This window comes from Arboricoccus pini, from assembly GCF_900187945.1.
In the GTDB taxonomy this organism is placed as follows: Bacteria; Pseudomonadota; Alphaproteobacteria; order Geminicoccales; family Geminicoccaceae; genus Arboricoccus; species Arboricoccus pini.
This window is the reverse complement of record NZ_FYEH01000003.1, coordinates 37,401-58,892: the sequence shown is the minus strand read 5'-3', so window position 1 is coordinate 58,892 and position 21,492 is coordinate 37,401. Positions and strand designations below refer to the sequence as shown.

Here is a 21,492-nt window from a genome sequence, read left to right as displayed (position 1 = left end):
GGCCCTTTGGTTCGCTGTATGAGCGTCTCCCACATTCGGAGGCCCGCTTTTCATGCGCAGCGCTCTTATTCATTATCGCCTGGCCCTCCTGATCGGTGCCGCGGCCGTCCTGGCCATCGCCGCCGCCTTCGTGCTGCAATATGCTGGCGGGCTCCAGCCCTGTCATCTCTGCATCCTCGAGCGTTGGCCTTATGTGGCTGCAGCCGCCATCGCCTTCATCGGTGCTGCTGCCTCCAAGCCGCGCCTGGCCCTGGTGCTTGTGGCCGTCGCCATGGCGACGGGAACGCTCCTGGCCGCCTACCATGTGGGCGTTGAAGAGGGGCTCTTCACGCTGCCGGCCAGTTGCATCGCCGGGCAGGAAGCGCAGACGATCGACGATCTCCGCGCTCAGCTTATGACGGCTGCTCCCACCTGCGATCAGGTCAAGGCGGTGTGGCTCGGCCTTTCGCTTGCCAGCTGGAATGCGCTTTTGGCGCTTGGCCTCACGCTACTGGCCCTCATCGGCGCCCTGAAGACATCCTGAGTGGGTCAGGATCGTCGTGAGCCTCGTCCGGTCCAGGCAATGATGCGATCGGACAGAGGCGGTCGATCCTCCTGCCTGTCGATTGCTGCGGCGGCCGAAGCGATGCCTCCCTCGTCGTGGGAGGGCATCTCTTCGCGACGGCGCATGCGGTTGGCGAAGAACCAGCCGACTGGGATCGAGAGGATGTAGCCGACGCCAAAAACGGTCATGGCCAGCCAGGGCTCGGTGACGAGGAATACCAGGGCCGTGCCGCCCAGCATCAGGACGGGCAAAACCCATTCGGGCTTCACGCGGACGCGCTTTAAGGAAAAGGTCGGGATCCGGCTCACCATCATGAAGGCGACGAAGATGGCCAGGATCGCGTTGATCGCGGGATGGCGCGGCCAGCCGACGCCCGTGGTGAACGAGGCCATCATCGGGGTAAGCAAGAGCATGGCCGCTGCCGGGGCCGGGACGCCGGTGAAGAAATAGAGCGTCCAGCGTGGCCGGTCCGGCATCTCGAGTTCGCTGTTGAAGCGGGCCAGGCGCAGCGCCATGCAGGTGGCAAATAGCATGGACACGCCCCAGCCGACATTGCGCATGTCCTCGAGCGACCAGAGATACACCAAGACCGCCGGCACGACGCCGAAGACGACGAAATCGACGAGGCTGTCGAGCTCCGCGCCCAGCCGGCTCGTGATCTTGAGGAGGCGGGCCGAGCGGCCGTCCAGGCCATCGACCACGGCCGAGAACAGGATGAGAGCGACGGCGATCTGGAAGCGCCCGTCGAGGCCATAACGTAGTGCCGTCAAGCCAAGGCAGAGCCCAAGGATCGTGATCATATTGGGGATCAGATGCAAAAGCGGCCGGGCACGCAGCGATCGCCGCCGCTCCCTTAACCTGGCACTACGTCGCAACATCAGGTCTCCCGACCTTGATAGCAGGTCTGCTGGCCGTCGAGCCGGGCGATGATCGTCTCGCCCGCCACCGCCTTTTGTCCCTCGATGACGAGCGGCTCGACGCCGTCCGGCAGATAGACGTCGCAGCGGCTGCCGAAGCGGATAAGCCCGACTCGATCACCCGGCAGGAGGACGGCGCCAGCTTCGACGAAGCTGACGATACGCCGCGCCACGAACCCGGCGATCTGGACGAGGCCCACCTTGCGTCCGTCGGCTGCCTCGATCAGCCAGGACTGGCGCTCATTGAGTTCCGAGGCCTTGTCGGCGGCGGCGTTCAGAAACTTGCCCGGGTGGTAGGCGCGGGTCAAAAGCCGGCCCGGCACGGGCGTGCGGTTCACGTGCACGTCGAAAATGTTGAGAAAAATGCTTACGCAAAGCAGTTTCTCATCGCCAAGCCCCATCTCCGGCGGCGGGCGGCGCAGGCGTATCATCTGGACCAGCCCGTCGGCTGGGCTCGTCACCAGCATTGGATCGTCGGGGGTCACGCGACGAGGATCGCGGAAGAAATAGATGCACCAGGCGGTGGCGATCAGGCCCAGCCAAAAGAGCGGCTTCCAGAGGAAGCCCAGGAGGATGGCCAGCACGAAGGCGCCGGCGATGAAGGGCCACCCTGCCTTGTGGATGGGCGTCATCACCGTCGATAGCGCCGAGCGATCAGCACTCATGGCAGAGACCTTCCGGTCGAACCGGTTGAGGGGTCCGCGGCCTGTCTGAAGAAAATACCGTCCACCTGTACCTGCCTTGCGAGCTTCTTTTCGAAATAGCCCGGGACGAGCAGATAAAGCTCGAAGCCCAGGGCCGCCAGCCTGTCGGTCATGACCCGCCAGTCCGTCTCACCTTCATAGAGCGGAAGAAGCGCCATCTCCAGTTCCAGCCCGACGATCCGTGGCCAAAGCGCCTCCAGCCCTTCGAGGACGGCCGCCTCGGCACCCTGCACGTCGATCTTGACGAAGAGTCGTTGCCAGCGCGGGTCGATTTCGTCCAGATGGTCGAGCCGGCGGAGCGGCACGTCGCGGCGCTCCTTAACGGCGGAGGAGGGCGATAACCGCTCGAGGAGCGGGCTGCGGGCACGAAGCGAGCTCATGTCGCTTTCGGCCGAGACCTCGATCACCGCCGATCCGTCCTTGTCGCCGATCGCCATGGGCGGGGCGACCTGCCAGGCTTTGTCGCCCCGCATTGTCCGTCTGAGGATAGGGTGCAGTTCGGCCAGCGGTTCGATCGAGAGGATCGGGCCTTCCCAGCCGCCCTGACGCAAGGCGTGCGCGAACTGGCCCTGATTGGCGCCGATATCGATCACGGCATCGACGGCGAAGCGCTCGAGCCCGGCTTCGAGCTGTCGCCAGCGGTCCCGCTGCTTGCGCCGGGGCACGAGATCGTAACCCATGGCGGCGGCCAGAGTGGAGAACAAAGCACTCATTTGCTGGTTTCGGGAAGCGCCCAGACATCCATGGGGGCATCGACGCCGCGAAGGGGATAGCGACCCACATAGTCGAGGCCGAGGCCGCCGCAGGGACAGGTATTGACGAAGGCACCGGAGAAGAGGATCTCGCGATGCACCGTCTTGCTCAGGCCTTCGAGGCGCGAGGCGATGTTGACGGCCGGGCCGATGACCGTGAAGTCCAGGCGCTTGGCCGAGCCGATATTGCCATACATGACGTCGCCCACATGGACGGCCAGCCCGTAGCCCAGCCGGGCCAGCCCGCGCTCTTGGCGCTTGGCGTTGAGGGCCGCCATGTTGCGCCTCGCGCCGATCGCTGCTCGCAGGGCGGCGTCGCAGGCATCGGGATCGCGCATCGGAAAGATCGCCAAGAGCCCGTCGCCGATGAACTTGAGGATCTCGCCGCCATTCCGCTCGACGGGCTCGCACATGGCATCAAAATAATCGTTCAACATGGCGATCACGTCGTCGCGCGGCCAGAGCTCGGAGAGGGCGGTAAAGCCGCGCAGATCGCAGACCGTGATGACCGCGCGCACCGTCATGCCGCTGCCGCGGCGAATGACGCCTTTGAGGATTTCCTCCGAGGCGTAGCCGCCCACATAAGTGTCGAGCAGCGTGCGAGTGATTCGATTCTTGATCCGGATGTCGGCCACCAGGGCGATGGCCGGGATCAGATCGGCGATCAGCATCAATTCGTCGCCGTGAAAGCCGCCCGGGCGGTCGGTCGCAAGGCTCATCACGTGGCGCTGGCCGCCCACGAAGTCGAGCGGCCAGACGACATAGTCGCTCAGGTTCTGCTGGCGCAGATCGTCGAAGATCGGATAGTTCGGCGCACCCTCGGGCAGGGGGCGATCCAGCCGCTGACGAAAGCCTTCGGCACCCTCGTAGATCGCCTTGACCGGGCTGGCATTGTAGACTGCCCCCTCGAGTTCAGCGTGCTCGAAGGTCCGCATCTCGACCTGGTTCATGCCGGAGCGCCAGATCATGCTGGCACCGCTATATTGTGGATGCAGGGTGCGCACGTGCAGGGTCGCCCGAGCCACCGGGATGTCGAGCCCGACCAGGCGCTGGCAGAGTTCGGCGAAGATGACGTCGAGGAACCGCTCGCCGCGACTCTCCAGCATCAGCCAGTCGAGGATAGGATTGGAACGGGTCGGCCAGATTCCCGTCGGTAAGGAAGTCTGAGGTGTCATCATGACCGACTGGCGGCCTTGCCGGCCGCGCTTTGGATGAGCTGCTGGGTCGTCTGGTGCAAGCGGGCCGCCAACTCGTGCATGACTTCGACCGCGACCTGGGGGAATTGCTGAACTAGGTGGAAAAATCCGTCCTTGGAGATGCGTAGCGCCATGACCCGGCCGTCCGCCGTCACCGTGGCGGTGCGGGGAACGTCGCAAAGAATGGCAATCTCGCCCACGATGTCGTTCTTCTTGACCGTCGCCACCGTGACCCGGCCTTGCTCCGTCAGCACCTGGACCAGCGCCTTACCGTCCAGGAGGATGTAGGCGGCATCGCCCAGTTCGCCCTCCTTGCAGATGTCCTCGCCGTCCAGGAACTCGATATGCTCGCTGGTGAATGCCAGCAGTTTGAGCTTGGCGGGCTCGATCTTGGCAAAGAGAGGGACGCCGCGCAGGACCTCGACATCACGCTGCAGGCTCATCGGCGGCTCCTCGGATGGACGATGGGTGGCGTCATTCGGCGGGCGAGGCAGGCACGCCCTCGCGGCGTCTCTGCTCCTTGCTATCGGCAGCGCGGGCCGTGCCGCTAGTCTTTTCTCCCGACTGGGTACTGCCGCCGGGCTCGCCCTCCTCGGCCGCGTGGCTAGCGCGGTCAGCGGCCTCGGCCACCGGGGCGGCGTCGGACTGGTTGGCATTCCCGAGTTCGTCCGCCCGGTCGTTAGCCGCCTCGCCGGTAGGCGCGGCGGACGGCCCCTCGATCTTGGCCATCACCTCGTCATAGCCGCCAAAGGCGCGCAACCGGCCATGGTCCATGACGGCCACGTGCTCGAAGTCGCGGGCCCATTCATGCTGGTGGAGTGCCCAGACAACCGTCCGGCCCTCGAACTCCTTGAGGATATTGTCGCGCACCTGGGGCTGCTCGCCAATATCGAGCGGACCCGTGGCGTCGGCTACGATCAGCATCTCGGGCCGCTTCAGGATCGCCCGGGCGATCGCCAGCTTCTGGCGCTGGGCCACCGGCAGCCGACTGCCACTTACCCCGACCTGTGCCTCCAGTCCGATCTCGATGATGAAGGGTTTGAGCTCTAATTCGTCGATGATGTCGGCGATGAGCTGGCCGATCCGCTGCTGGGCGCCCGCCTGGCCGAGAGCGATCCGGCCGAAGATGATATTGTCCTGGACGCTTGAGGCCTCGTTGAGGCGGTCGGGATCGAAGAAGTCGACTCGGTCGATCAGGCGTTCGGGTAGATGCTCGCGGAAATCGTGGCGGGCTGCCACGACCTTGGCCTTGAGGTCCTCGGTCAGGAGACCAAGCCGGTGGCGGGTCTCGACGAGCTTGAAGGGCAGCATCAAGAGCCGCTCCTGGTCGGCCCGGCGAAGCTTGTCGAGACGCCCGGGCTGGGCTCGGCTGACCAAGGCGCGGTAATAGGGCAGGTCGTCGGCGGCGATGAAGCTGAACTGGCGGTAGTAATCGTGATCGGGCGGCAGGTCGGCGAAAAGCTCGACCATCGTCTCGGCGATCTTGAGGCCGACGCTCATCAACTCCTTATCCAGACCGGTACGTGCCAGTGTCTCCAGCACGTAGGGATACTGGGTCAGATGGTCGGCATCGAAATCGTCGCCGCGTAGCGTGCCAAAGAGGAGGTTTTCGGCCAGCGTTGCGTTGTCGTTGTAGCGATCCTGATCGAAGCGTTCGATCAACCTTCGCAGCTTCGGATCCTGGTTGAGCCGCTCCTCGACCAGGCGGCGCGCTTCGAGGATACGCTCCACCGATTCGGGGCTGAGTGCCTTCCCGACCCGGCCGCGCAGGCCCAGGCGATAAACATCGTCGCTCAAGAGGGCGAGATCCAAGGCGCGCATGACCTCGGCGCGCCGCTGGGCGGGCTTGGTTAGGCCCAGTTCGTCAAAGCCCAGCCAATCCGCCTCGACATCGAGCGTCGTGTTGCCCGAGAGCCTGGATTCGCTCAAGTCGCGCTTATAAGCTTCCTCGTCCACGTTCGGGCGAGGTGCCACGGGCTCGTGCATCAAGCCGTAGACGAGGTTACGATAGATTGTGCCGGCGAAGATGTAGGGCTGGCTGCCGATGAAGCCGATGGCGCGTCCTAGCACTGCTTCTGGCAGCTCTTCCAGATCACGTCCGCCGATCGTCACCTTGCCGGTGGTTGGCACGTGCAGGCCGGCCAGCGTGAGGATCAGATCCTCCTTGCCGCTGCCGGCCGGTCCGATCACGGCCAGTCGCGTCGGCAGCTCGACCTCGAGATCGATGTTCTCCAAGAGCACGTCGCCGTTCTCGTCCTGGAGCGAGAGCTTGCTGACCTTGAGGTTCGTCTCAATCTTGAGCCGCTCGTTCGCGTCGCCGTCCAGGCGGGATGCGCGCCTGAGATCGGGGGGCATGAACTGAGTGACGACCTGCTCGTATTTGATCTTTACGTCGTAGGCACCCTGGTAGAACGCCAGGAGCTCCTTCCAGGGGGCGGAAATGTCCTTGTGCGCCGAGACGATGGCAACCAGGGCGCCCAGCGTGATGCTGCCCTGGAGCACCAGATAGCCGCCAACGGAATAGAAGAGGAAGGGCCCGAACTGTGCCATGAAGTTATTCAGGAACTTGATCAGGAACTTCTTCTTGTAGATGTCGAAGCGGATCCAGAAGACCTCGCCCAGTTGCTGCGCCATGCGGGCGCGCTCGTAGCGGGTGCCGTCGTTGGCGTGGATGTCGCGCGCGCCCTGGACGGTCTCGCTGATCCGCTCAGCATTGCGGCGGACCTGCTGCACCCTGAGCTTGCCCAACTGGTTGACCTGCCGCTGCAGCTTGGGGATCAAGTAGATCTGCAAGGGGTAGAGGGCTATCGCGGCCATGCCCAGGATCGGATTCTGCACGAAGATAAAGACCAGCGTCGTGAGCAGCGTGCCGCCTTGCAGCCCGGGCGTCGAGACCGCCTCGGCGACGAAGCCGCCGAGCGGTTCCGTCTCGGCATTGATCATCTGCACGATCTCGCCCTGGCTGGTCCGGCGGAACTGGGCCAGGGGAAAGCGCAGCATGTGCTCGTAGAGCTGGTAGCGCAGTCGGCGCAGCATCCGTTCGGAGACGATGCCGGCATAAACGTTGACGATGTATTTCAAACCGCCGCTGACGACGACCGCCGCCAGGAAGAGGCCGCAGAGCAGCCAAAGGAGATTCAGGCGATCGAAATTATACCCCATGTAATGAGGTGTGGCGTTCTCACCCAGGGCCCGGTTGACGATTGTCTTTGGCAGTTCCAGCGTCACGTAGTTCAAGGGCAGGAGGACAGCGCTCATGCCAAGAATGATGAGCTGTTGACGCCAGCTATAGCGTTTGACGAAGGCGTAGATCGAAGATTCCATGGAGCGGCCGGCTTGCTCGCGCATTGTTGGCGGCAGTCATATGGTGCGGCCCCCTTGCCGGGGCCAAGCCAAATGACTGCCGCAATGATCTAGTCTAGAGGGTGCGGCGCGTGGGCGACAAGAATTGAGGCGCGCCAGAGCCTGTGCCCTCCGCTGGCCCCCCGATTCGAATGGGTGAGCGCGAAGGGAGCGCAGCCCTAGCCGCCGGCGTCGAATTCTTGAAGCATGGCTTTTGCCATGCAGGCATGCGCCAAAATCAAAGAGGAGAGAACTTGGTCGAGATCGGCAAGCTCAAGGCAGTGCTGGAGCGGGCGGCTGGCGAAGGCCGTGCGTTGACCTATGGCCAGATCTTGACCTTTTTCGGCCGCAAGGTGACCAGGGTCAGCGTTGGCGCTCTTTGTCGTGATCTGGGTGAAGCCTGTCGTCTCGTCGAGGCCGATGGTGGCCCCGATCTCGCCGTCTTGGTGGTGCGCAAGTCGGACGGCATGCCGGGGGCCGGCTATTTCACGGCGCTCAGACGCGAGGGGCTCTACGATGGCGCGGACAGCGGCGAGGCAGCGGCCGCCTTCGTCGCCGCCCGCCAGCAGGAAGTCTTTGCCTGGTATTCCAAAGGACGGCCCTCAGCGAGGCGCGCCCGGCGCGCCGCCCAGCGGCCGCAAGACCAGGAGGAGGGCCAGGACGGCAAGGACGGCGACGTCGCGATAGGCGGGATCGAGATAGGCGGACCAGAGGCTCGCCATGACGCCGATCAAAAGGCCGACCAGGAGCGCGCCTGAAAGGCTGCCAATGCCGCCCAGGACGGCTGCGGCCATGGCCTTAAGGCTGAGGATGAGGCCACCCTCGCTGTCCATCGTCCCATAGCTGAGCAGCGTCAGGGCGCCGGCAAGGCCGGCACAGGCACCGCAGAGTGTGAAGACCAGCGCGCTGACGCGCTGGGTTCGCACGCCGTCGAAGGCTGCGATGGAAAGATCGTCGGCGATTGCCCGGACGGCGCTGCCAAAGCGCGCGAAGCGCATCAGGCCGCCAAGTGCCAGGCAGGTCAGGATGGCGACCAGAAGATTGAGGGATGCCGCACTCGGCAGAGTGATGCCGCCCGCCAGGCTCGCCCTCAGCGGCTGCGGCAGCAAGGCGCTCAGCCAAGCCGGTCCTTTACCCAAGACCAGCAGCGCGCTTTCGCGAAGGGCCACCGATATGCCGACAGAGGCGATGAGGGGAGTTATGCCGGCTGTCCGCCAGAGTCGGCCGAAGGCGCCGCTCCCGGCGGTGAGTGCCAAGAGCGCGCCGCTGCTGACGCCAACTGCGATGGTCAAGATCAGTGTCAGCCAGAGGGGAAGGGCACCGGCACCGGTCAGGAAGGTCGTCAGGAGCAGCGTGGTCAAGGCCGCAGCGGTGCCGATATCGCCCAAGGTCAGATGCAGCCGGCCTGTATGGGCGAGTATAAGGGTCAGGCCCATCGCCAGCAGCGCAATGAGCGCTCCCTCGCGCATGCCATTCACGGTCTGTTGAACGATGAGCGGCAGGGGCGAGCGCGGCGCGAAGCTGTAGGGCAGGCCGGTCGGCTGGCCCAGCGCGTAGGTGCGAAGATAGAATAGGACGGCCTGGCCAATCAGGCCATCCCGGCTTGTTGTGAGCTCCACGAGCAAAGGCGATGCCAGGGCCGAGCGGACCTCGAAACGACAGATCGTCCAGTCGCTCCCAAGTGACGGGGCGTGCGATCCTTGCCGGTCGGGCAGCGGTGCCGGATGGGCGGGCGGCAAGCCAGGGACGCGATAGCTGACAACGACGCTCTCCGGCACGGCCGGTAGGGTGTCAGTTGCCGCGACGAACTCGAGACTGGCGTCCTTCGGCTGGAGGGCCAGCGTCGCTTCCCGGCACAGAGCCACCTCCTGGGCCCGCCGGGTACTGGCGCAGCCGAAAAGGACAGCGAGGAGTGGCAGCACTACGAGGAGCCGCCAGGCAAGTGCGCCCGTAGGGGCAGATCGCGGCGTCGCGCCTTCGCTCATCCGGTGCCAGCCAGGCTCGCTGCCGCTAGAGGTCGGAATCATGCGCGGCCTGGATGCTCGCTCCGGAGTCGTTCTCGCGGCTCATGGGTTAGGGGCCTACCCGTATGCCTGAAGGCAGCAACTATTTGCGCAGGCTCAAGGTCCAGTCCGGACCGGCGCCGATGCCGTTCTGGTCGGCGAAGCTCCCCATGTTTACACCCAGCGCCACTCGGTCGTGCTCGTCCACATAAACGAAGGAGTCTCCCTCGGGCACATCGCCAGGGGCACGCGCCAGGACGAGATTGCCTTCCCAGATTGTGTGCTTGTCCTGGTCGATCCGTGCGTGGACGCGCTCGCCCTCCCGCAGAGACAGCTTGGCAAGAAGGTCGCTGCCGATGTTGGTCTTGGCATCGCCCTGGTCGGGGTCGATGTCGGGGATGGTGCCGACCACCTCGCCGTCCACGAAGGTAGCATGCGTATAGGGGATCATGACGGGCTCGCCCAGTGGCGGACCGGCCTGATCGAAACTTAGCTTGTTGGCGGCCAGCAGGGCTCCCGCCATGGCGAAGCGATCTCGGGCGGCGAATTTCCTCGGGCTCTCGAAGGGAGGCTTCTGGACGAGGTCGGGCTGTAGCTGCCTGACATCCGCCAGGCCTGGCTGGTCAGCCAGGAGGGTTAGGAGGCCATTGTCGGGGCCAACCACGATCTGGCCGGTCTTGAGGCGCGCCACCAAGGCCGGGCGGTTGGCATCAGCATCGACGATACCGACGAAAACGGTGCCCGCCGGCCAGGAGGGCACGACTTGGCTTAGTTGGTAGGCGCCGATCCAGATATCCTGCGACGGGACATCGTGGCTGAGATCAACGACGTTGAGCCCGCGATCGACTCCGAAGATAAGGCCCTTCAAGGCGGCGACCTCGACCTCGTCGCCAAGGTCGCTCTCGAGCACGACGATGCCTTCCGCCCGGGCCGCGCCGGTGCCGAGCGTCAGGGCCATGGCGGCCCAGAAGAGCCAATGGCGCATTGTCTTCTCCCATGGCCGGTCCAGGCGGGCGGCCAACCCTCAATTCGGTCGATGGTACCAGTAGTCATAGGCGCTCGAAAATCCCGCTTGCTCATAGAGAGCGCGGGCTGTGGCGTTTTCGCGCTCCACCTGCAGCATCGCTTCCTTGGCACCCATGCCAGCCGCCCAGGCCAGCAGGCGGGCCAGGACGGCACGACCTATGCGCCGGCCGCGATGGGCGGGCTCGACGCGGATACTGGCAAGGAACACCGTCTCGCGGTCGATCGCGGCATAGCCACCGCCAACCGGCCGATCGCCCAGGATCGCCACGGCCAGAACCATGGGTAGCCTTACGCGATTGAACAGGGCGGCCCGGGCAGTGCGCGGGCCGGCGGGCCAACGCTGGTCGATCAACCCCGCCATGGCCAGTTGCGTCGGTCGTCCTTCGAGCAGGATCGACACGTCGCTTTTGACAGCAAGCGGCGGTTGGACGGGCCTCGTCATGACGGAGGTCGTCCCGAAACACCGATAGCCCGCCTGATCGAGGCGGATGGCAAGGTCGCAGGGCTCGGCCGCCGCCGTCAATTGGAAGAGCGGCTCGTTGCCCTGGCCTCGATACCATGCCTCCACGCGAGCGATGCTGGTGCCGACGTCGCGGCCGGCATAGGGGCCCACATAGGGGAACGAGGCGGAACAGGCATTGCAGCGTTTGGAGATGTCGGCGTCGCGGCGGACCTGCCAGCCATCGATCACCTCGAGCGTCGCGGGCGGCCAAGCTAGAAGGGCCGTGCGCTCGAGTTGGCGAAGGCGCGAGGCGTCGATCATCGCCGTCCTAGAGAATGGGGCGCGAACGCGGTTTGGCCTCCTCCAGGCCGGCGATCGCGCGGAGCTGATCGAGCCTGGCTATGGCCAGCATGCCGCCGCCAACCTTGACGGCCCCCAGCTTGACTAGGCGGCGCAGCGTCTTGTTGGTGTGGACCAGCGAAAGGCCAAGCGCGTCCGCCACATGCTGTTGCGTCAAGGGAAAAGCAAAGCGGCCATGCTGCGACATGCCCACACCTTCCAGCCGCGCATGGAACTGCACGATGAGGTAGGCGATCCGTGCCAAGGCGGTGCGCTGGCCCACGGCGACGAGGTTGGCGTCGACCAGCGCCTCCTCATTGGCGGCAAGCCAGGTGAGATCGTAGCCGAGGCTCGGCTGCTCACGATAGAGCGACCAGAGTTCGCTCCTTTGAAAGACGCAAAGAGTGACGTCCGTCAATGCCGCGACCGAGTGCTGCATGGCGTCGAACAGGCCGGCCTGCAGGCCGATGAAATCCCCGGGGAGGAGAAAATTGAGGATCTGGCGGCGACCGTCGGGCAGCAGGCTGTAGCGGTATGCCCAACCGCGCAGCAGGGTGAAGAGATGGGCGCTGTTGTGCTCGGCCAGGAGAATGTCTGTGCCGGCGGTGATCTGGAGTTCGCCCGCCTTGAAATGCGTAACAAACGCCAGTTCCTCGGGCGCGAATTGGCGGAACGCCGCCTGATGGCGCAAGGGGCAGTCCACACATGCGACGACCCCGCCAGCCTGGCGCGAGGCTCTGCCCTTGTCGCCCACGCTAGCCTCGATTGCGCTGCAAATGAAACGCCAGACTCAAGCGGCTCCGTCCCGGCGGCCGGTCGCCAGCAGGTAAATCTCCGAGGATTCGGCCCGAGTGGCCTGCGGCTTGAGAAGCCGGTAGCCGCCGAATTGCTTTTGCGCCACCGGTACCAGAGTGGCTTCAGAGCCCTTCAACAGCTTCAAGAGGCAATGGCCGCCCGGCTTGAGCGAGGCCATCGCATAATCGAGGACGATCTCGCCCATGGCTTCAGCGCGCAACCGGTCGACGGCCCGAGTACCGGTAGCCGGGGCGGCGATGTCGGAGAGCACCATGTCGACCGGCCCGCCCAATGCCTGCGTCACCTTGTCCTGGACGGCGGGATCGAGGAAGTCGCCCTCGATGATGGTGGCCCCGGCGACCGGGCTCATCGGCAGGATGTCGATCGCTACGACCTTGCAGCCCTTGGCGATCGCGTACTGTGTCCAACTGCCGGGGGCGGCGCCGAGATCGGCCACAAGCATGCCGGCGCGCAAAAGCTTGAACTTCTTGTCCAGCTCTTCGAGCTTGAAGACCGAGCGTGCGCGATAGCCGAGGCGCTTGGCCTCGTGCACCAGGGGGTCGTTCAGCTGGCGCTCCAGCCAGCGGGTCGAGGAATGGCTGCGCTTGGCGGCCGTCTTGACCTGCGTTTTCGTGCCGCGCGGGGCGGTCATCGGACGGCCACGCCCGACGGCAGCAGTGCCGATTGCAGGTTCTGACCCATAAGGGTGCCAAGAATGCCCTCGCGCAAGCCGCGATCGGCGACCCTGAGCGACATTACTGGCCAGCGGCGGCGGATCGCCTCCAGGATGGCGCAGCCAGCGACGACGAGATCGGCCCGACCCTGTCCGATGCAGGGATGCAAGGCACGTGCATGGTCGTCGAGGTCTCGGAGTTCCGCAGCCGCCTTGTCGATGGCGGCAAAGCTCAGCCACATGCCGTCAACCCGGCGGCGATCATAGCGCTTGAGGCCCAGATGCAGGGCGGCCAGTGTCGTCACCGTGCCGGACGTTCCCAGCATCTGCCAGCCTTCGGCTTCGTCCAGGTCGGGCCAGCTGGCCGTCGCCTGATCGAGCCGCATCGCGACATCGGCCACCATCCGCTCGAAGGCAGCGGGCTGCCACAGACCCGCCATCTCGGCCGGGCTTTGCGCATGGGTCTCGGATAAGGTCACAACGCCCACCGGCAATGAGGCGGTCAGACCTTGCTGCCGGCCATCGGCACTGGCGCGGCGGTCGAGATACATGACCTCGCTGCTGCCGCCGCCGATATCGAGCATCAAGAGCCGCTCGGCTCTGGAATCGACCAGCGGCAGGCAGCCTAGCATGGCCAGCCGCGCTTCCTCGTCCTGGTCCAGGATCTCAAAGGACAGGCCGACAGTGCCCTGCACGCGGCTGATGAAGGCGGCGCCATTGACGGCGCGGCGGCAGGCCTCGGTCGTCACGCAGCGAACATGGGTCGCCCGGTTGCGCTCGATGATCCGGGCGCAGACCTTGAGCGCAGCGATCGTGCGCGACATGGCGGCGCTGCTCAGCCGGTCGCTATGCGCCAGGCCCTCGCCCAGTCGGACGATTCGCGAGAAACTATCGATTACGACGAAGTCGCCATTCCGCACCTCAGCCACCAGCAGTCGGCAATTATTTGTGCCGAGATCAAGGGCGGCCAGCCGTTCATTCTGGGCTGGCAGCCGTGACGGTGGTGGGCTGGAGTCGCCGATCCGCTTCGGATCGGCCAGGAGCGTGTCCATCAAGAACGATTCGCTGTTGCAGGTTCAATGCCTGATACTAGGCGCCTGTGGCAGGCGCGCAAGCGCCGAACGCAAGAGCAAGCTCGCCCCCTTGCTGCCGGGCCGCACGGTTGCTAACGGCAGCAACTCCGGGCAGGTTCGGCGATGGCCGGGTGGGTGCTGTCCTGACGGTACCCTCAAGGCCGATCGCCATCGACGCCATCCGGGCGGCCCTACAAAAGGACGGAAAAGACGCCATGGTCACGATTCGCCGCATGCTCGCCACGGCAGGCTTCCTTGCGGCGATCCCGCTTCTCCTGGCCGGCTGCACGCACGGGCAGAAGGAGCCGCCCGCCTGCCCGCAACCCGCCATCGTCAGCGGGGCGCAGAGCGCATCCTTTGGCAATGTCGGTGTCATCCCGGAGGTGAGCGATCCCTCGCAGGTCGTCTACCGCGCCACGATTCTTGGGTTTGGCGGCGGCTGCGCCCAGAACTCGGACGGCACGTTGATCCGGCTGACCGTCGACCTCTCTGCCGTGGCCGGTCCCGCCTATGACGGCCGGCCGATCACCTTTCCCTATTTCGTCGCCGTCGCCAACGAAGCCGGTCAGATCATCGACAAGCAGGACTTCACGGCCCGCATCAATCCACCGCGCGCGCGCGAGGCCGTCGGGGTGCAGGACATGATCGAGCAGACGCTTGCCGGCGTTGGCAGGGGCACGGCACCGCTCTGGAAGGTCTATATCGGTATCGACATGCCAAAGGACGCGGCCGTCCAGCGCTTCGACGCACGCTAAAGAGGTCGAGCGTCTCGACCTCTTTAGCGAGTCTTTGCAGGCTGCCGCCCTTTGGGCTGCTTGAGCCGGGCAGGGCGGCTTCGGCCATTGCGCGGGTGGCGTCGACATCGGGTGGCGAAGGCATTATCTAGAGCGCGCTTGAATGGGAACAGGTGAGCCTTTGGTTAAGATGCGCAAGCTCGCATGCCTGGGACTGGTGGCCGTCGGCGCGTTGGCGGCCTGTCGGCCCTCCTATTCGCCGAACGACTATGCGGTCAACGCGGTCCAGCAGGCCAACAAGGTCGATCAGGGCGTGATCGTCGGCTACCGGCAGATCATCATCCGACCCGATGGCACGACCGGCACGGTGACGGGTGGGGCCGCCGGCGGCATCGTCGGCGGTGCCGCCGGCTCGCAGAGCACCATGGCCACGGCCCTGGGTGCTGTGGGCGGAACGCTCGTGGGCGGCCTGATCGGCAGCGGCGTCGAAAAGGCGACCGGCAATACCGAAGCGTTCGAGTATATCATCAGGAAGCCCGACGGCAGCCTGATGTCGGTCGTCCAAAAGGACGACAAGCCCTTGAATATTGGCCAGCGCGTCCTCCTCATCGGTGGCAACCAGGCGCGCATCGTGCCGGACTACACCGTGACGATCGCCGAGCCGCCCCCGCCGCCCAAGGCCGAAGCAGCCAAGGGCCTCGAGCACGCACCGGCCACATTGGCCGCTCCGGCGCCGGCCGCGGCACCCGTACAGGCGGCTCCGGCAGCATCCGATGGCGCCAATGCGTCGCCATCCTCGCCGCCGACCAGTCCAACGACTTCGCCTACGTCCGCAACGGCGTCCACTCCCTCCGGCCAGGGCCAGACGACCGGCGATCCCGCCCAGACCGGGCAGGCTCCGGCCAGCTCGACCCCCTCCAACCAGGACCAGTCAACCGCGCCGTAGCCAGCCCCCGGCTCAAGGAAGCAGCGCGCAGCACCGTAACCCCGCAAACCCGGGTCAAGCAGTGCGCCAGCGCGGTAGCCCTAAAAAAACTTCCGCCCCCATCAGGGGGCCGGAGGGGGCGGGAAGGCCAGGACGTCGCGGGTGTAGGTCTCGACCACCAGGCTGAAGGGTGTGCCGTCCGGCAAGGTGAGGACGGCCTGGTGGCGGATCAGCATGTCGGGGATGGCCAGCGTGGTGCTCGCGGGCGGCACGGATGCGGGCAGGGGCGCCATCTCCCAGCCGGCCGGCAAAGGCTGCCAGAGAAGATCGGCCGAGAGGGTGTGGCGCTGGAAATGCAGCCCCTGGACGGCGCGACCGAAGGCCGTGTCGGTCGTCGCCAGCACCTCGTTCATCTCGGGCGAGAGGCGGGCTGGCACATACCAGTTGTCGGCCAGGGAAAGGACGCGCTGGCCGCAGCGCAGGCGGACGCGGCGATAGCCGACGGTCTCGGTCGGCCCGACGCCCAGACGGGCACGGACGGCATCGTCGGCGGGCTTGTCTTCGTCCCGCACCCGGTCGGCGACGATGACCGCCGGCTGTCCCAGGCCATGCGCCTTGCACCACCGATCCAGCGTCAAGGTGGCGCTGTCGTGGCTGAGGAGATCGGCATTCAGCGTCTCGAGAAGAACCAAGGCCTCCAGGCGGGCGGTTCTGGTATCCGGCCAGACCGGCTGGGCGGCCTCCGTCACGCGACTGCCCGCCATGAACAGAACCGTAAGGAAGGCGGAAAGCAACGCCGCACGGACAGGCCGCCTCAAAGCTCGATCAGCTTCAGCCCGTCGCCCTCGGTGGCGACCAGGCCCATGTCGGTGAGCTTGAGATGCGGAATGACGGGCAAGGGAAGGAAGGCCAGTTGCAGGACCGGCTCGGCCAGGCTGCAGCCGATACGCAGCGCCGCCGCGCGCAGTGCCGCGAGGTCCTGGCTGACCGCTTCCAGCGGCCGGTCGCTCATCAAGCCGGCGATCGGCAGCCGTAACTCGGCCAGGACGTTCGCTTGCTCGACGACTACGCTGCCACCCTCGATCTCGATCAAGCGATTGACCGCCAAGGCCATGTCCTGCTCGTTGCCGCTGATGACAGTGATGTTGTGGCTGTCATGGCCGATGCTCGTGGCGATGGCCCCTTTGAGCGTGCCGAAGCCTTGAACGAAACCCAGGCCAATATTGCCGTTCCTGCCATGCCGCTCAAGGACGGCGAGCTTCATGATGCCTGCCTTCGGATCGGATTGGCGGCAGCCTGCTGCTTCCGGCAGCAGGGCCTCCAGGCGATCCGTCAGGAGCTGTGCTTCGTGGACGACGATTATTGGCGTGGGCCGGCCGGCGCCGGCCACCTCGAAGGAGGCGGGCTCGACCCTGGCCCGGCGGATCGAGTGCAGGCCCACCGGGGCAACCTTGTCGCGGTCCGCGAAGAAGTCTGGCTCGACGAGGCTGCCGCCGCAGACCACCGCCTCGACGTCGACGTCCTCCAGTCGGCGGATCAGGAGGATGTCGGCGCGCTTGCCGGGGCCGATCAGGCCGCGATCCTCGAGCTTCATGATCATGGCTGCACCGAGTGTCGCTGCCCGGTAGGCCGGAATGAGCGGCGCGCCCGCATCAATCGCGAGGCGGAGCGCATAATCGATATGGCCCTCATGGGCGATTTCGAGAGGGTTGCGGTCGTCGGTGCAAAAAGCCAGGCGCTGCCAGGTGTCGGGCCCGATCAACGGCGCCAGCGCCTTGACATTCTTGGCGACCGAGCCCTCGCGCATCAAGATCGCCATGCCTTTCTCGAGCTTTTCCCAGGCTTCCGCAAAGCTGGTGCATTCATGGTCGGTAAGGATGCCGGCTGCCAGATAGGCGTCCAGGGCGGGACCGCGCAAAAGAGGCGCATGGCCGTCAATATGGTCACCCGCGAAGGCCGCGAGCTTGGCCAGGACGGCCGGCTCCTTGGCGAGGACGCCGGGGAAATTCATCATCTCGGCGAGGCCGAGGACGGCCGGATCGTCCTTGAGTGCCAGGAGGTCGTCGACGTCCAGGCGCGCACCCGCCGTTTCCAGGGCCGTGGCTGGCACGCAGGAACTGAGATTGACCTTGAGCGTCATGCGCAGCGTGCGCGCGGCGGCAAGAAAGTAGCTGATGCCGGCGGCGCCGGCGACATTGGCGATCTCGTGCGGATCGCAGATGGCCGTGGTGGTGCCGCGCGGCAGGACGGCACGCTCGAACTGGTCGGGCGTTACCATCGAGCTTTCGATGTGCAGATGCGTGTCGATGAAGCCTGGCACGGCGTAGCGGCCGGCCGCGTCCAGGGTTCGCGCGGCCGCGAAGCGGGCTCCGCCTGGATCACCGAGGTCTAGCCCGACGATCCGCTCGCCCCCGATCGCGATCGCCGCTTCCTGGATTGCACCCGTGGCCGTGTTGAGCAGCCGAGCGTTGGTGATCAGAAGGTCGAGGGGCGCTTGGCCCGTTGCCTGGTCGATCCAGCCAGCCAGCCTCGAGGGAGACATCATGGCTGTTCCTCGCTTCCAGGGTCCTGCTGCTTGCCGGGCGCGAAAGGCAGGGTGGTGACAAAGCGGCCATAAAGCCAGCCAATGCCGATCAAGGCCAGGCCCAGGCCGACGAAGGATGCCGCGCGGTAGAGGCCCTCCAGCTCCGAGAGATCGAAGAGGAAGGCCTTGCCGATAGCGAGGCAGGCGACCGCGAGCGCTCCGGCCCGGATCGTCCGGTCGCGCCGCCAGATGCCGATCAGAAGGAGGACCCCCGAGAGGAGCAGCCAGGCAAGCGAGAGCGCCAGTTGCTCGTCCGGGCCCCACTGCGACGCCAGCTCCGGGCCGCCTATGCTGCGCTTGACCTCGAGTGCGATCCAGAAAAGCCCCACAAGGATGGCGAGCGCTCCGGCCAGGACGGCCGGACGATGATGCTCGCGGCGGCGAAGGGCGCGGGCGATGCCAGCGGTCAGGAGGGCCGGCAGCAGGTAGGCCAGGGCCAGGACGTTCAAGATCGGCCAGCCCAGGATCGGTTGGCCCGTGAGCAGCGGATTTTCGAGATAGAGGCAGACGATGGCGAACTCGGCGGCTGCCAGGGTCAGCTTGATGCGCCAGGCATAGGCCAGGACATGGCGTCCCTCGGCCATGTCCTTGAGGCGCAAAAGGGCCAGGGCGCCGGCCAGCCAGACGCTGACCTGGAGGCCTGCCTCGGCCAGACCCAGCTCCATCCCGGGTTGGCCGATCAGGGTGCGCGTCGCGTAGGTGACGAAGAGCAGCCAGAGGAGGAGGATCGCGGCGTCCAGGAGCTCGACCAGAAGGTCGATGCGGACAGCGGCAAAGAGACGCCGTGCGGTAAAGACCAGGGCCAGGGGCACGCCCAGGCCATAGAGGGCCCAGAACCAACCCAGTCCGCCATAGAGGTTGGTATTGAGGATCCAGGCGGCGGCCGCGAGGATGGCCAACGTCAAGGCCATGGCGGGGCGGCGTAGGGCCGGCACGTCGAGCCGGCCGGCCACATAGGCCAGGATAGGCAGGAGGGCCGAGAGTGCCACGAGGAGCCATTCCTCGCGCAGGATGAAGGCGGCGCCCAGGGCCAGCGCGCCGAACCCGCCGGTGATCCAGGCGGCTCGTGCCGCACGGTCGTCCGGCGTCACCTTGGCTGCCAGGAGGGCCAAGGCTGCAAGGGCCAGGGCCGCGAGGCTGAGGAGGCTGCTCGGGCCGAAGCCTTCCAGGCGCCAGCAGGCGATCACGAGGGCCAGGAGGGGCACGGCCACGGCCAGACCCGCCCAATAGAGGCTGGCCTCACCCTGTCGTCGCGAGGCGCTATAGCCGGCAAGCGCGAAGACCGCGCTGATGAGCGTGAGCGCCACGGCCAGATCGCCTGCCGCCGGTACCAGCCAGATGGTGGCCTCGAACACGATCGGCGGCTCGATCCCGTCCGGCGAGAGGAGGTCCGGCGGAATCTGGTAGAGGGCGGCTGCCAGGAGGGCGGCGGCGGCGGCGATGGTGGCCAGCTTGGCCTCTGCCCGTCCGCTCCAGGCGACCAGAAGGGCCACGAGGACCGGCAGGGTCAGGCAAAACAGCGGTAGAAGGGAATAGTAGGCGGCGACGAGGACGACGATACAGAGGAGGAATGCCGCCTGGAGGATCAGTCGTCCCGGGCGCCCGAGACGATGCGCGTCAGGGCCCTGCTTGCGGTTGAGTGCCAAGGGCGCCGCCAGGACGGCGAGGCTGAGGCCGCCCGGAATGAGAGCCAGGGGGCCCTGGCCGTCCGCCTCATAGGCGTAGAAAAGGATGAAAAGCCCGAGACAGGTGCCGAGCGCAAGGATGGCGTTCTCGGCTGCGAGCCAGCGCCAGTCCGCCCAGCGCGAGAGGCTGTGCATGACGATGGCGACGACCGCCAGATAGAGCGAGAGGCCAAGGAGCGAGGTATCGGCACTCTGGATCAGGAAGGGGGCTGTATAAGCGCCGAGGCAGCCCAAAATTGCCGTCAAGGGGCCAAAGAGTAGGCTCAAGAGAATGGCGGCCAGGGAGACGGCTGCCATGAGGGCAAGAGCCAGGGTGGCGGCCAGGTAATCGTAGAACGCGTGTGCGGCGACCGTCGCGCCAAAGAGCGTCACGAGGCCGCCCGCCGCCAATGCAGCGGGCACGAGGTCGAGGGCGCCGCGCGCCAGTTCGCCCTTGCGGGTCCGAAGGGCAAGGCCGATCAGGAGAAAGCCGAAAAGGGTCGCCAGGACGAGGCGGGCCAAGGGGCCGAGGAAGCCGGCCTCGACCGCGTAGGCCGCCATGAAGATACCTCCCAGGCAGAGCGTGCCGGCACCCAGCCAGACCAGCCAGTGCTGCGCCAGGCGTCGTTCGAGATCGCCCTTCCGGCGAGGCGGGAATGGCGCCGGCTCGATCGAGGGCGCTGGCTCAGGCTGTGGCTCGGGCGAGGGGGGCGGCTCGGATGCGGGCGGCGATGAGTCCGGCTCCTCCGTCGCGCTGGGCAAGGGAGGCTCCGCTACCCTCGTTTCGCTGGGAGGGGGGCTGGCCGCCTCGCGCGCGAGGACCGGCTCAGGAAGCGGTGTCGGGCCGCCCGCGCGCATTGCCGCGACCTCGCGCTCGAGGATGGTCAGCCGGTTGCGTAGGCCGCTGGCTCGCGCTAGGGCCACGATGCCGAAAATTGGCCCCACGAGTAGGAGGCCGAGGGCAAGAAAAATAAGGAAGGTGATGTCGTCGAACATGGCGGGCGGTAGCCTTCTCTCCCTCGACACTGACCTTGGCGGCACGGCATGATCGCTCGTACACCGTGCGTTCTGTCTTTGTGCGGCCGTGTCGAGGCTTATCGTCCTTGATGCAAGGTCGATTGTCGATATGCGGGAGATAATCCTTGAAACTTTATTACAGTCCCGGCAGCTGTTCGTTCGCTTCGCATATCGTGCTTCGCGAGACGGGTGCCGCGTTCGAGCGCGTTCTCGTCTCCACCGCCGAGGGCGCGCAAAAGGAGCCGGCCTTCAAGGCGATCAACCCGCGCGGCATGCTGCCAGCACTGGATTACGATGGCGGCATCATGACCGAGAACGCCGCCATCATGACCTTCCTGGCGCTTCGCTATCCGCAGGCCCGCCTGCTGCCGGAGGACGAGGGCCAGCGGGCCAAATGCCTGGAATGGGTGGCCTGGCAGAGCAACACTGCCCAAGTCGCGGTGGCCGGCCTCTGGCGCACGGAGCGCTTCGTCGAGCGCGAGGCGGATTTTGGGCCAGTGCGCGATGCGGGCCTGAAGCGGTTGGAGCGGTTCGGCAAGGAGATCGAGGACTGGCTGGCGGCCAACGCCTTCGCGGCCGGTAGCGTTTTCAGCATCGCCGATCCCATGTTCCTCGTGCTCTATCGCTGGAGCATCAAGGCGGGACTGACGATTGACCGCACGACGCGGCCAGCCTGGAGCGCCTACGCGGCGAGGCTGGCCGAGCGTCCCTCGGTGCGGGACGCGCTCCAGGCCGAACAGATCAGCCTCTTTCACCCCTGAG

19 protein-coding genes are annotated in these 21,492 nt (G+C 66.0%); 4 read left to right on the top strand and 15 right to left on the bottom strand.

The features are described from left to right. Positions 1-52: 52 nt before the first annotated feature. Positions 53-523, top strand: coding sequence for a disulfide bond formation protein B (locus tag CFB17_RS04970; RefSeq protein ID WP_088560312.1), 471 nt, complete (start codon positions 53-55; stop codon positions 521-523). A 5-nt stretch (positions 524-528) separates the two neighbouring features. Here CFB17_RS04970 and pssA read toward each other — a convergent pair whose 3' ends face one another. The 12 genes from pssA to CFB17_RS04910 all read right to left on the bottom strand — a co-directional run bounded on the left by pssA (position 529) and on the right by CFB17_RS04910 (position 13,785). Further along, entirely contained in the window at positions 529-1,422 is an 894-nt protein-coding gene (pssA, locus tag CFB17_RS04965) for a CDP-diacylglycerol--serine O-phosphatidyltransferase (RefSeq protein WP_088560311.1), read from the bottom strand. Then, positions 1,422-2,126, bottom strand: a complete 705-nt coding sequence (locus tag CFB17_RS04960; RefSeq protein ID WP_088560310.1) for a phosphatidylserine decarboxylase — start codon at positions 2,124-2,126, stop codon at positions 1,422-1,424. Before CFB17_RS04960 ends, pssA begins: the two co-directional genes overlap by 1 nt. Then, positions 2,123-2,878 (bottom strand): FkbM family methyltransferase, encoded by a 756-nt coding sequence (locus CFB17_RS04955; protein ID WP_088560309.1) that lies wholly within the window; start codon positions 2,876-2,878, stop codon positions 2,123-2,125. Before CFB17_RS04955 ends, CFB17_RS04960 begins: the two co-directional genes overlap by 4 nt. Beyond that, positions 2,875-4,095 carry an adenylate/guanylate cyclase domain-containing protein gene (locus tag CFB17_RS04950; protein WP_088560308.1) on the bottom strand — a complete coding sequence of 407 codons (1,221 nt, stop codon included), beginning with the start codon at positions 4,093-4,095 and terminating at the stop codon, positions 2,875-2,877. The genes CFB17_RS04955 and CFB17_RS04950 overlap by 4 nt, the downstream gene beginning before the upstream one ends. Further along, positions 4,092-4,556 carry a Crp/Fnr family transcriptional regulator gene (locus CFB17_RS04945; RefSeq protein WP_088560307.1) on the bottom strand — a complete coding sequence of 155 codons (465 nt, stop codon included), beginning with the start codon at positions 4,554-4,556 and terminating at the stop codon, positions 4,092-4,094. Before CFB17_RS04945 ends, CFB17_RS04950 begins: the two co-directional genes overlap by 4 nt. A gap of 31 nt (positions 4,557-4,587) precedes the next feature. Beyond that, the gene (locus CFB17_RS04940; RefSeq protein ID WP_088560306.1) at positions 4,588-7,461 is read right to left on the bottom strand and encodes an ABC transporter ATP-binding protein; all 2,874 of its coding nucleotides are present in this window, start codon (positions 7,459-7,461) and stop codon (positions 4,588-4,590) included. Between the two features lie 596 nt (positions 7,462-8,057). Continuing rightward, the gene (locus tag CFB17_RS04935; RefSeq protein ID WP_165769428.1) at positions 8,058-9,440 is read right to left on the bottom strand and encodes a branched-chain amino acid ABC transporter permease; all 1,383 of its coding nucleotides are present in this window, start codon (positions 9,438-9,440) and stop codon (positions 8,058-8,060) included. A 121-nt stretch (positions 9,441-9,561) separates the two neighbouring features. Beyond that, entirely contained in the window at positions 9,562-10,443 is an 882-nt protein-coding gene (locus CFB17_RS04930) for an SAM hydrolase/SAM-dependent halogenase family protein (protein WP_133063840.1), read from the bottom strand. A gap of 39 nt (positions 10,444-10,482) precedes the next feature. After that, entirely contained in the window at positions 10,483-11,247 is a 765-nt protein-coding gene (locus CFB17_RS04925; RefSeq protein ID WP_088560303.1) for a GNAT family N-acetyltransferase, read from the bottom strand. Between the two features lie 7 nt (positions 11,248-11,254). After that, positions 11,255-12,019, bottom strand: coding sequence for a Crp/Fnr family transcriptional regulator (locus tag CFB17_RS04920; protein ID WP_088560302.1), 765 nt, complete (start codon positions 12,017-12,019; stop codon positions 11,255-11,257). 36 nt (positions 12,020-12,055) lie between these two features. Next, on the bottom strand, positions 12,056-12,712 hold the full coding sequence (locus CFB17_RS04915; protein WP_088560301.1) for an RlmE family RNA methyltransferase: 657 nt from the start codon (positions 12,710-12,712) through the stop codon (positions 12,056-12,058). Beyond that, positions 12,709-13,785, bottom strand: a complete 1,077-nt coding sequence (locus CFB17_RS04910) for a Ppx/GppA phosphatase family protein (protein WP_088560300.1) — start codon at positions 13,783-13,785, stop codon at positions 12,709-12,711. Before CFB17_RS04910 ends, CFB17_RS04915 begins: the two co-directional genes overlap by 4 nt. Before the next feature lie 236 nt (positions 13,786-14,021). Between CFB17_RS04910 and CFB17_RS04905 the strand changes: the two genes are divergently transcribed. Together CFB17_RS04905 and CFB17_RS04900 are read left to right on the top strand one after the other, a co-directional pair. Further along, positions 14,022-14,561, top strand: coding sequence for a hypothetical protein (locus CFB17_RS04905; protein ID WP_165769427.1), 540 nt, complete (start codon positions 14,022-14,024; stop codon positions 14,559-14,561). 169 nt (positions 14,562-14,730) lie between these two features. After that, the gene (locus CFB17_RS04900) at positions 14,731-15,486 is read left to right on the top strand and encodes an outer membrane lipoprotein (RefSeq protein WP_088560298.1); all 756 of its coding nucleotides are present in this window, start codon (positions 14,731-14,733) and stop codon (positions 15,484-15,486) included. A gap of 101 nt (positions 15,487-15,587) precedes the next feature. Here CFB17_RS04900 and CFB17_RS04895 read toward each other — a convergent pair whose 3' ends face one another. The 3 genes from CFB17_RS04895 to CFB17_RS04885 are packed head-to-tail and all read right to left on the bottom strand — an operon-like array spanning position 15,588 to position 20,709. Beyond that, complete coding sequence (locus tag CFB17_RS04895; RefSeq protein ID WP_088560571.1) at positions 15,588-16,229, bottom strand: hypothetical protein; 642 nt, start codon at positions 16,227-16,229, stop codon at positions 15,588-15,590. A 50-nt stretch (positions 16,230-16,279) separates the two neighbouring features. Next, the gene (gene ade, locus CFB17_RS04890) at positions 16,280-18,007 is read right to left on the bottom strand and encodes an adenine deaminase (protein ID WP_088560297.1); all 1,728 of its coding nucleotides are present in this window, start codon (positions 18,005-18,007) and stop codon (positions 16,280-16,282) included. Continuing rightward, on the bottom strand, positions 18,007-20,709 hold the full coding sequence (locus tag CFB17_RS04885; protein WP_088560296.1) for a DUF2339 domain-containing protein: 2,703 nt from the start codon (positions 20,707-20,709) through the stop codon (positions 18,007-18,009). The genes ade and CFB17_RS04885 overlap by 1 nt, the downstream gene beginning before the upstream one ends. Positions 20,710-20,855: 146 nt before the next feature. On the opposite strand from CFB17_RS04885, the gene CFB17_RS04880 reads away from it, so the two are divergent. Continuing rightward, positions 20,856-21,491 carry a glutathione S-transferase family protein gene (locus tag CFB17_RS04880; protein WP_088560295.1) on the top strand — a complete coding sequence of 212 codons (636 nt, stop codon included), beginning with the start codon at positions 20,856-20,858 and terminating at the stop codon, positions 21,489-21,491. The last annotated feature ends 1 nt before the right edge of the window (position 21,492 follow it).

What these genes read in the sequence shown, in the direction of transcription:
- CFB17_RS04970 (WP_088560312.1), top strand. Translation starts at nt 53, where the DNA reads ATGCGCAGCGCTCTTATTCATTATCGCCTGGCCCTCCTGATCGGTGCC.
- pssA (WP_088560311.1), bottom strand. Translation starts at nt 1,422, where the DNA reads ATGTTGCGACGTAGTGCCAGGTTAAGGGAGCGGCGGCGATCGCTGCGT.
- CFB17_RS04960 (WP_088560310.1), bottom strand. Translation starts at nt 2,126, where the DNA reads ATGAGTGCTGATCGCTCGGCGCTATCGACGGTGATGACGCCCATCCAC.
- CFB17_RS04955 (WP_088560309.1), bottom strand. Translation starts at nt 2,878, where the DNA reads ATGAGTGCTTTGTTCTCCACTCTGGCCGCCGCCATGGGTTACGATCTC.
- CFB17_RS04950 (WP_088560308.1), bottom strand. Translation starts at nt 4,095, where the DNA reads ATGATGACACCTCAGACTTCCTTACCGACGGGAATCTGGCCGACCCGT.
- CFB17_RS04945 (WP_088560307.1), bottom strand. Translation starts at nt 4,556, where the DNA reads ATGAGCCTGCAGCGTGATGTCGAGGTCCTGCGCGGCGTCCCTCTCTTT.
- CFB17_RS04940 (WP_088560306.1), bottom strand. Translation starts at nt 7,461, where the DNA reads ATGCGCGAGCAAGCCGGCCGCTCCATGGAATCTTCGATCTACGCCTTC.
- CFB17_RS04935 (WP_165769428.1), bottom strand. Translation starts at nt 9,440, where the DNA reads ATGAGCGAAGGCGCGACGCCGCGATCTGCCCCTACGGGCGCACTTGCC.
- CFB17_RS04930 (WP_133063840.1), bottom strand. Translation starts at nt 10,443, where the DNA reads ATGCGCCATTGGCTCTTCTGGGCCGCCATGGCCCTGACGCTCGGCACC.
- CFB17_RS04925 (WP_088560303.1), bottom strand. Translation starts at nt 11,247, where the DNA reads ATGATCGACGCCTCGCGCCTTCGCCAACTCGAGCGCACGGCCCTTCTA.
- CFB17_RS04915 (WP_088560301.1), bottom strand. Translation starts at nt 12,712, where the DNA reads ATGACCGCCCCGCGCGGCACGAAAACGCAGGTCAAGACGGCCGCCAAG.
- CFB17_RS04910 (WP_088560300.1), bottom strand. Translation starts at nt 13,785, where the DNA reads ATGGACACGCTCCTGGCCGATCCGAAGCGGATCGGCGACTCCAGCCCA.
- CFB17_RS04905 (WP_165769427.1), top strand. Translation starts at nt 14,022, where the DNA reads ATGGTCACGATTCGCCGCATGCTCGCCACGGCAGGCTTCCTTGCGGCG.
- CFB17_RS04900 (WP_088560298.1), top strand. Translation starts at nt 14,731, where the DNA reads ATGCGCAAGCTCGCATGCCTGGGACTGGTGGCCGTCGGCGCGTTGGCG.
- CFB17_RS04895 (WP_088560571.1), bottom strand. Translation starts at nt 16,229, where the DNA reads ATGGCGGGCAGTCGCGTGACGGAGGCCGCCCAGCCGGTCTGGCCGGAT.
- ade (WP_088560297.1), bottom strand. Translation starts at nt 18,007, where the DNA reads ATGTCTCCCTCGAGGCTGGCTGGCTGGATCGACCAGGCAACGGGCCAA.
- CFB17_RS04885 (WP_088560296.1), bottom strand. Translation starts at nt 20,709, where the DNA reads ATGTTCGACGACATCACCTTCCTTATTTTTCTTGCCCTCGGCCTCCTA.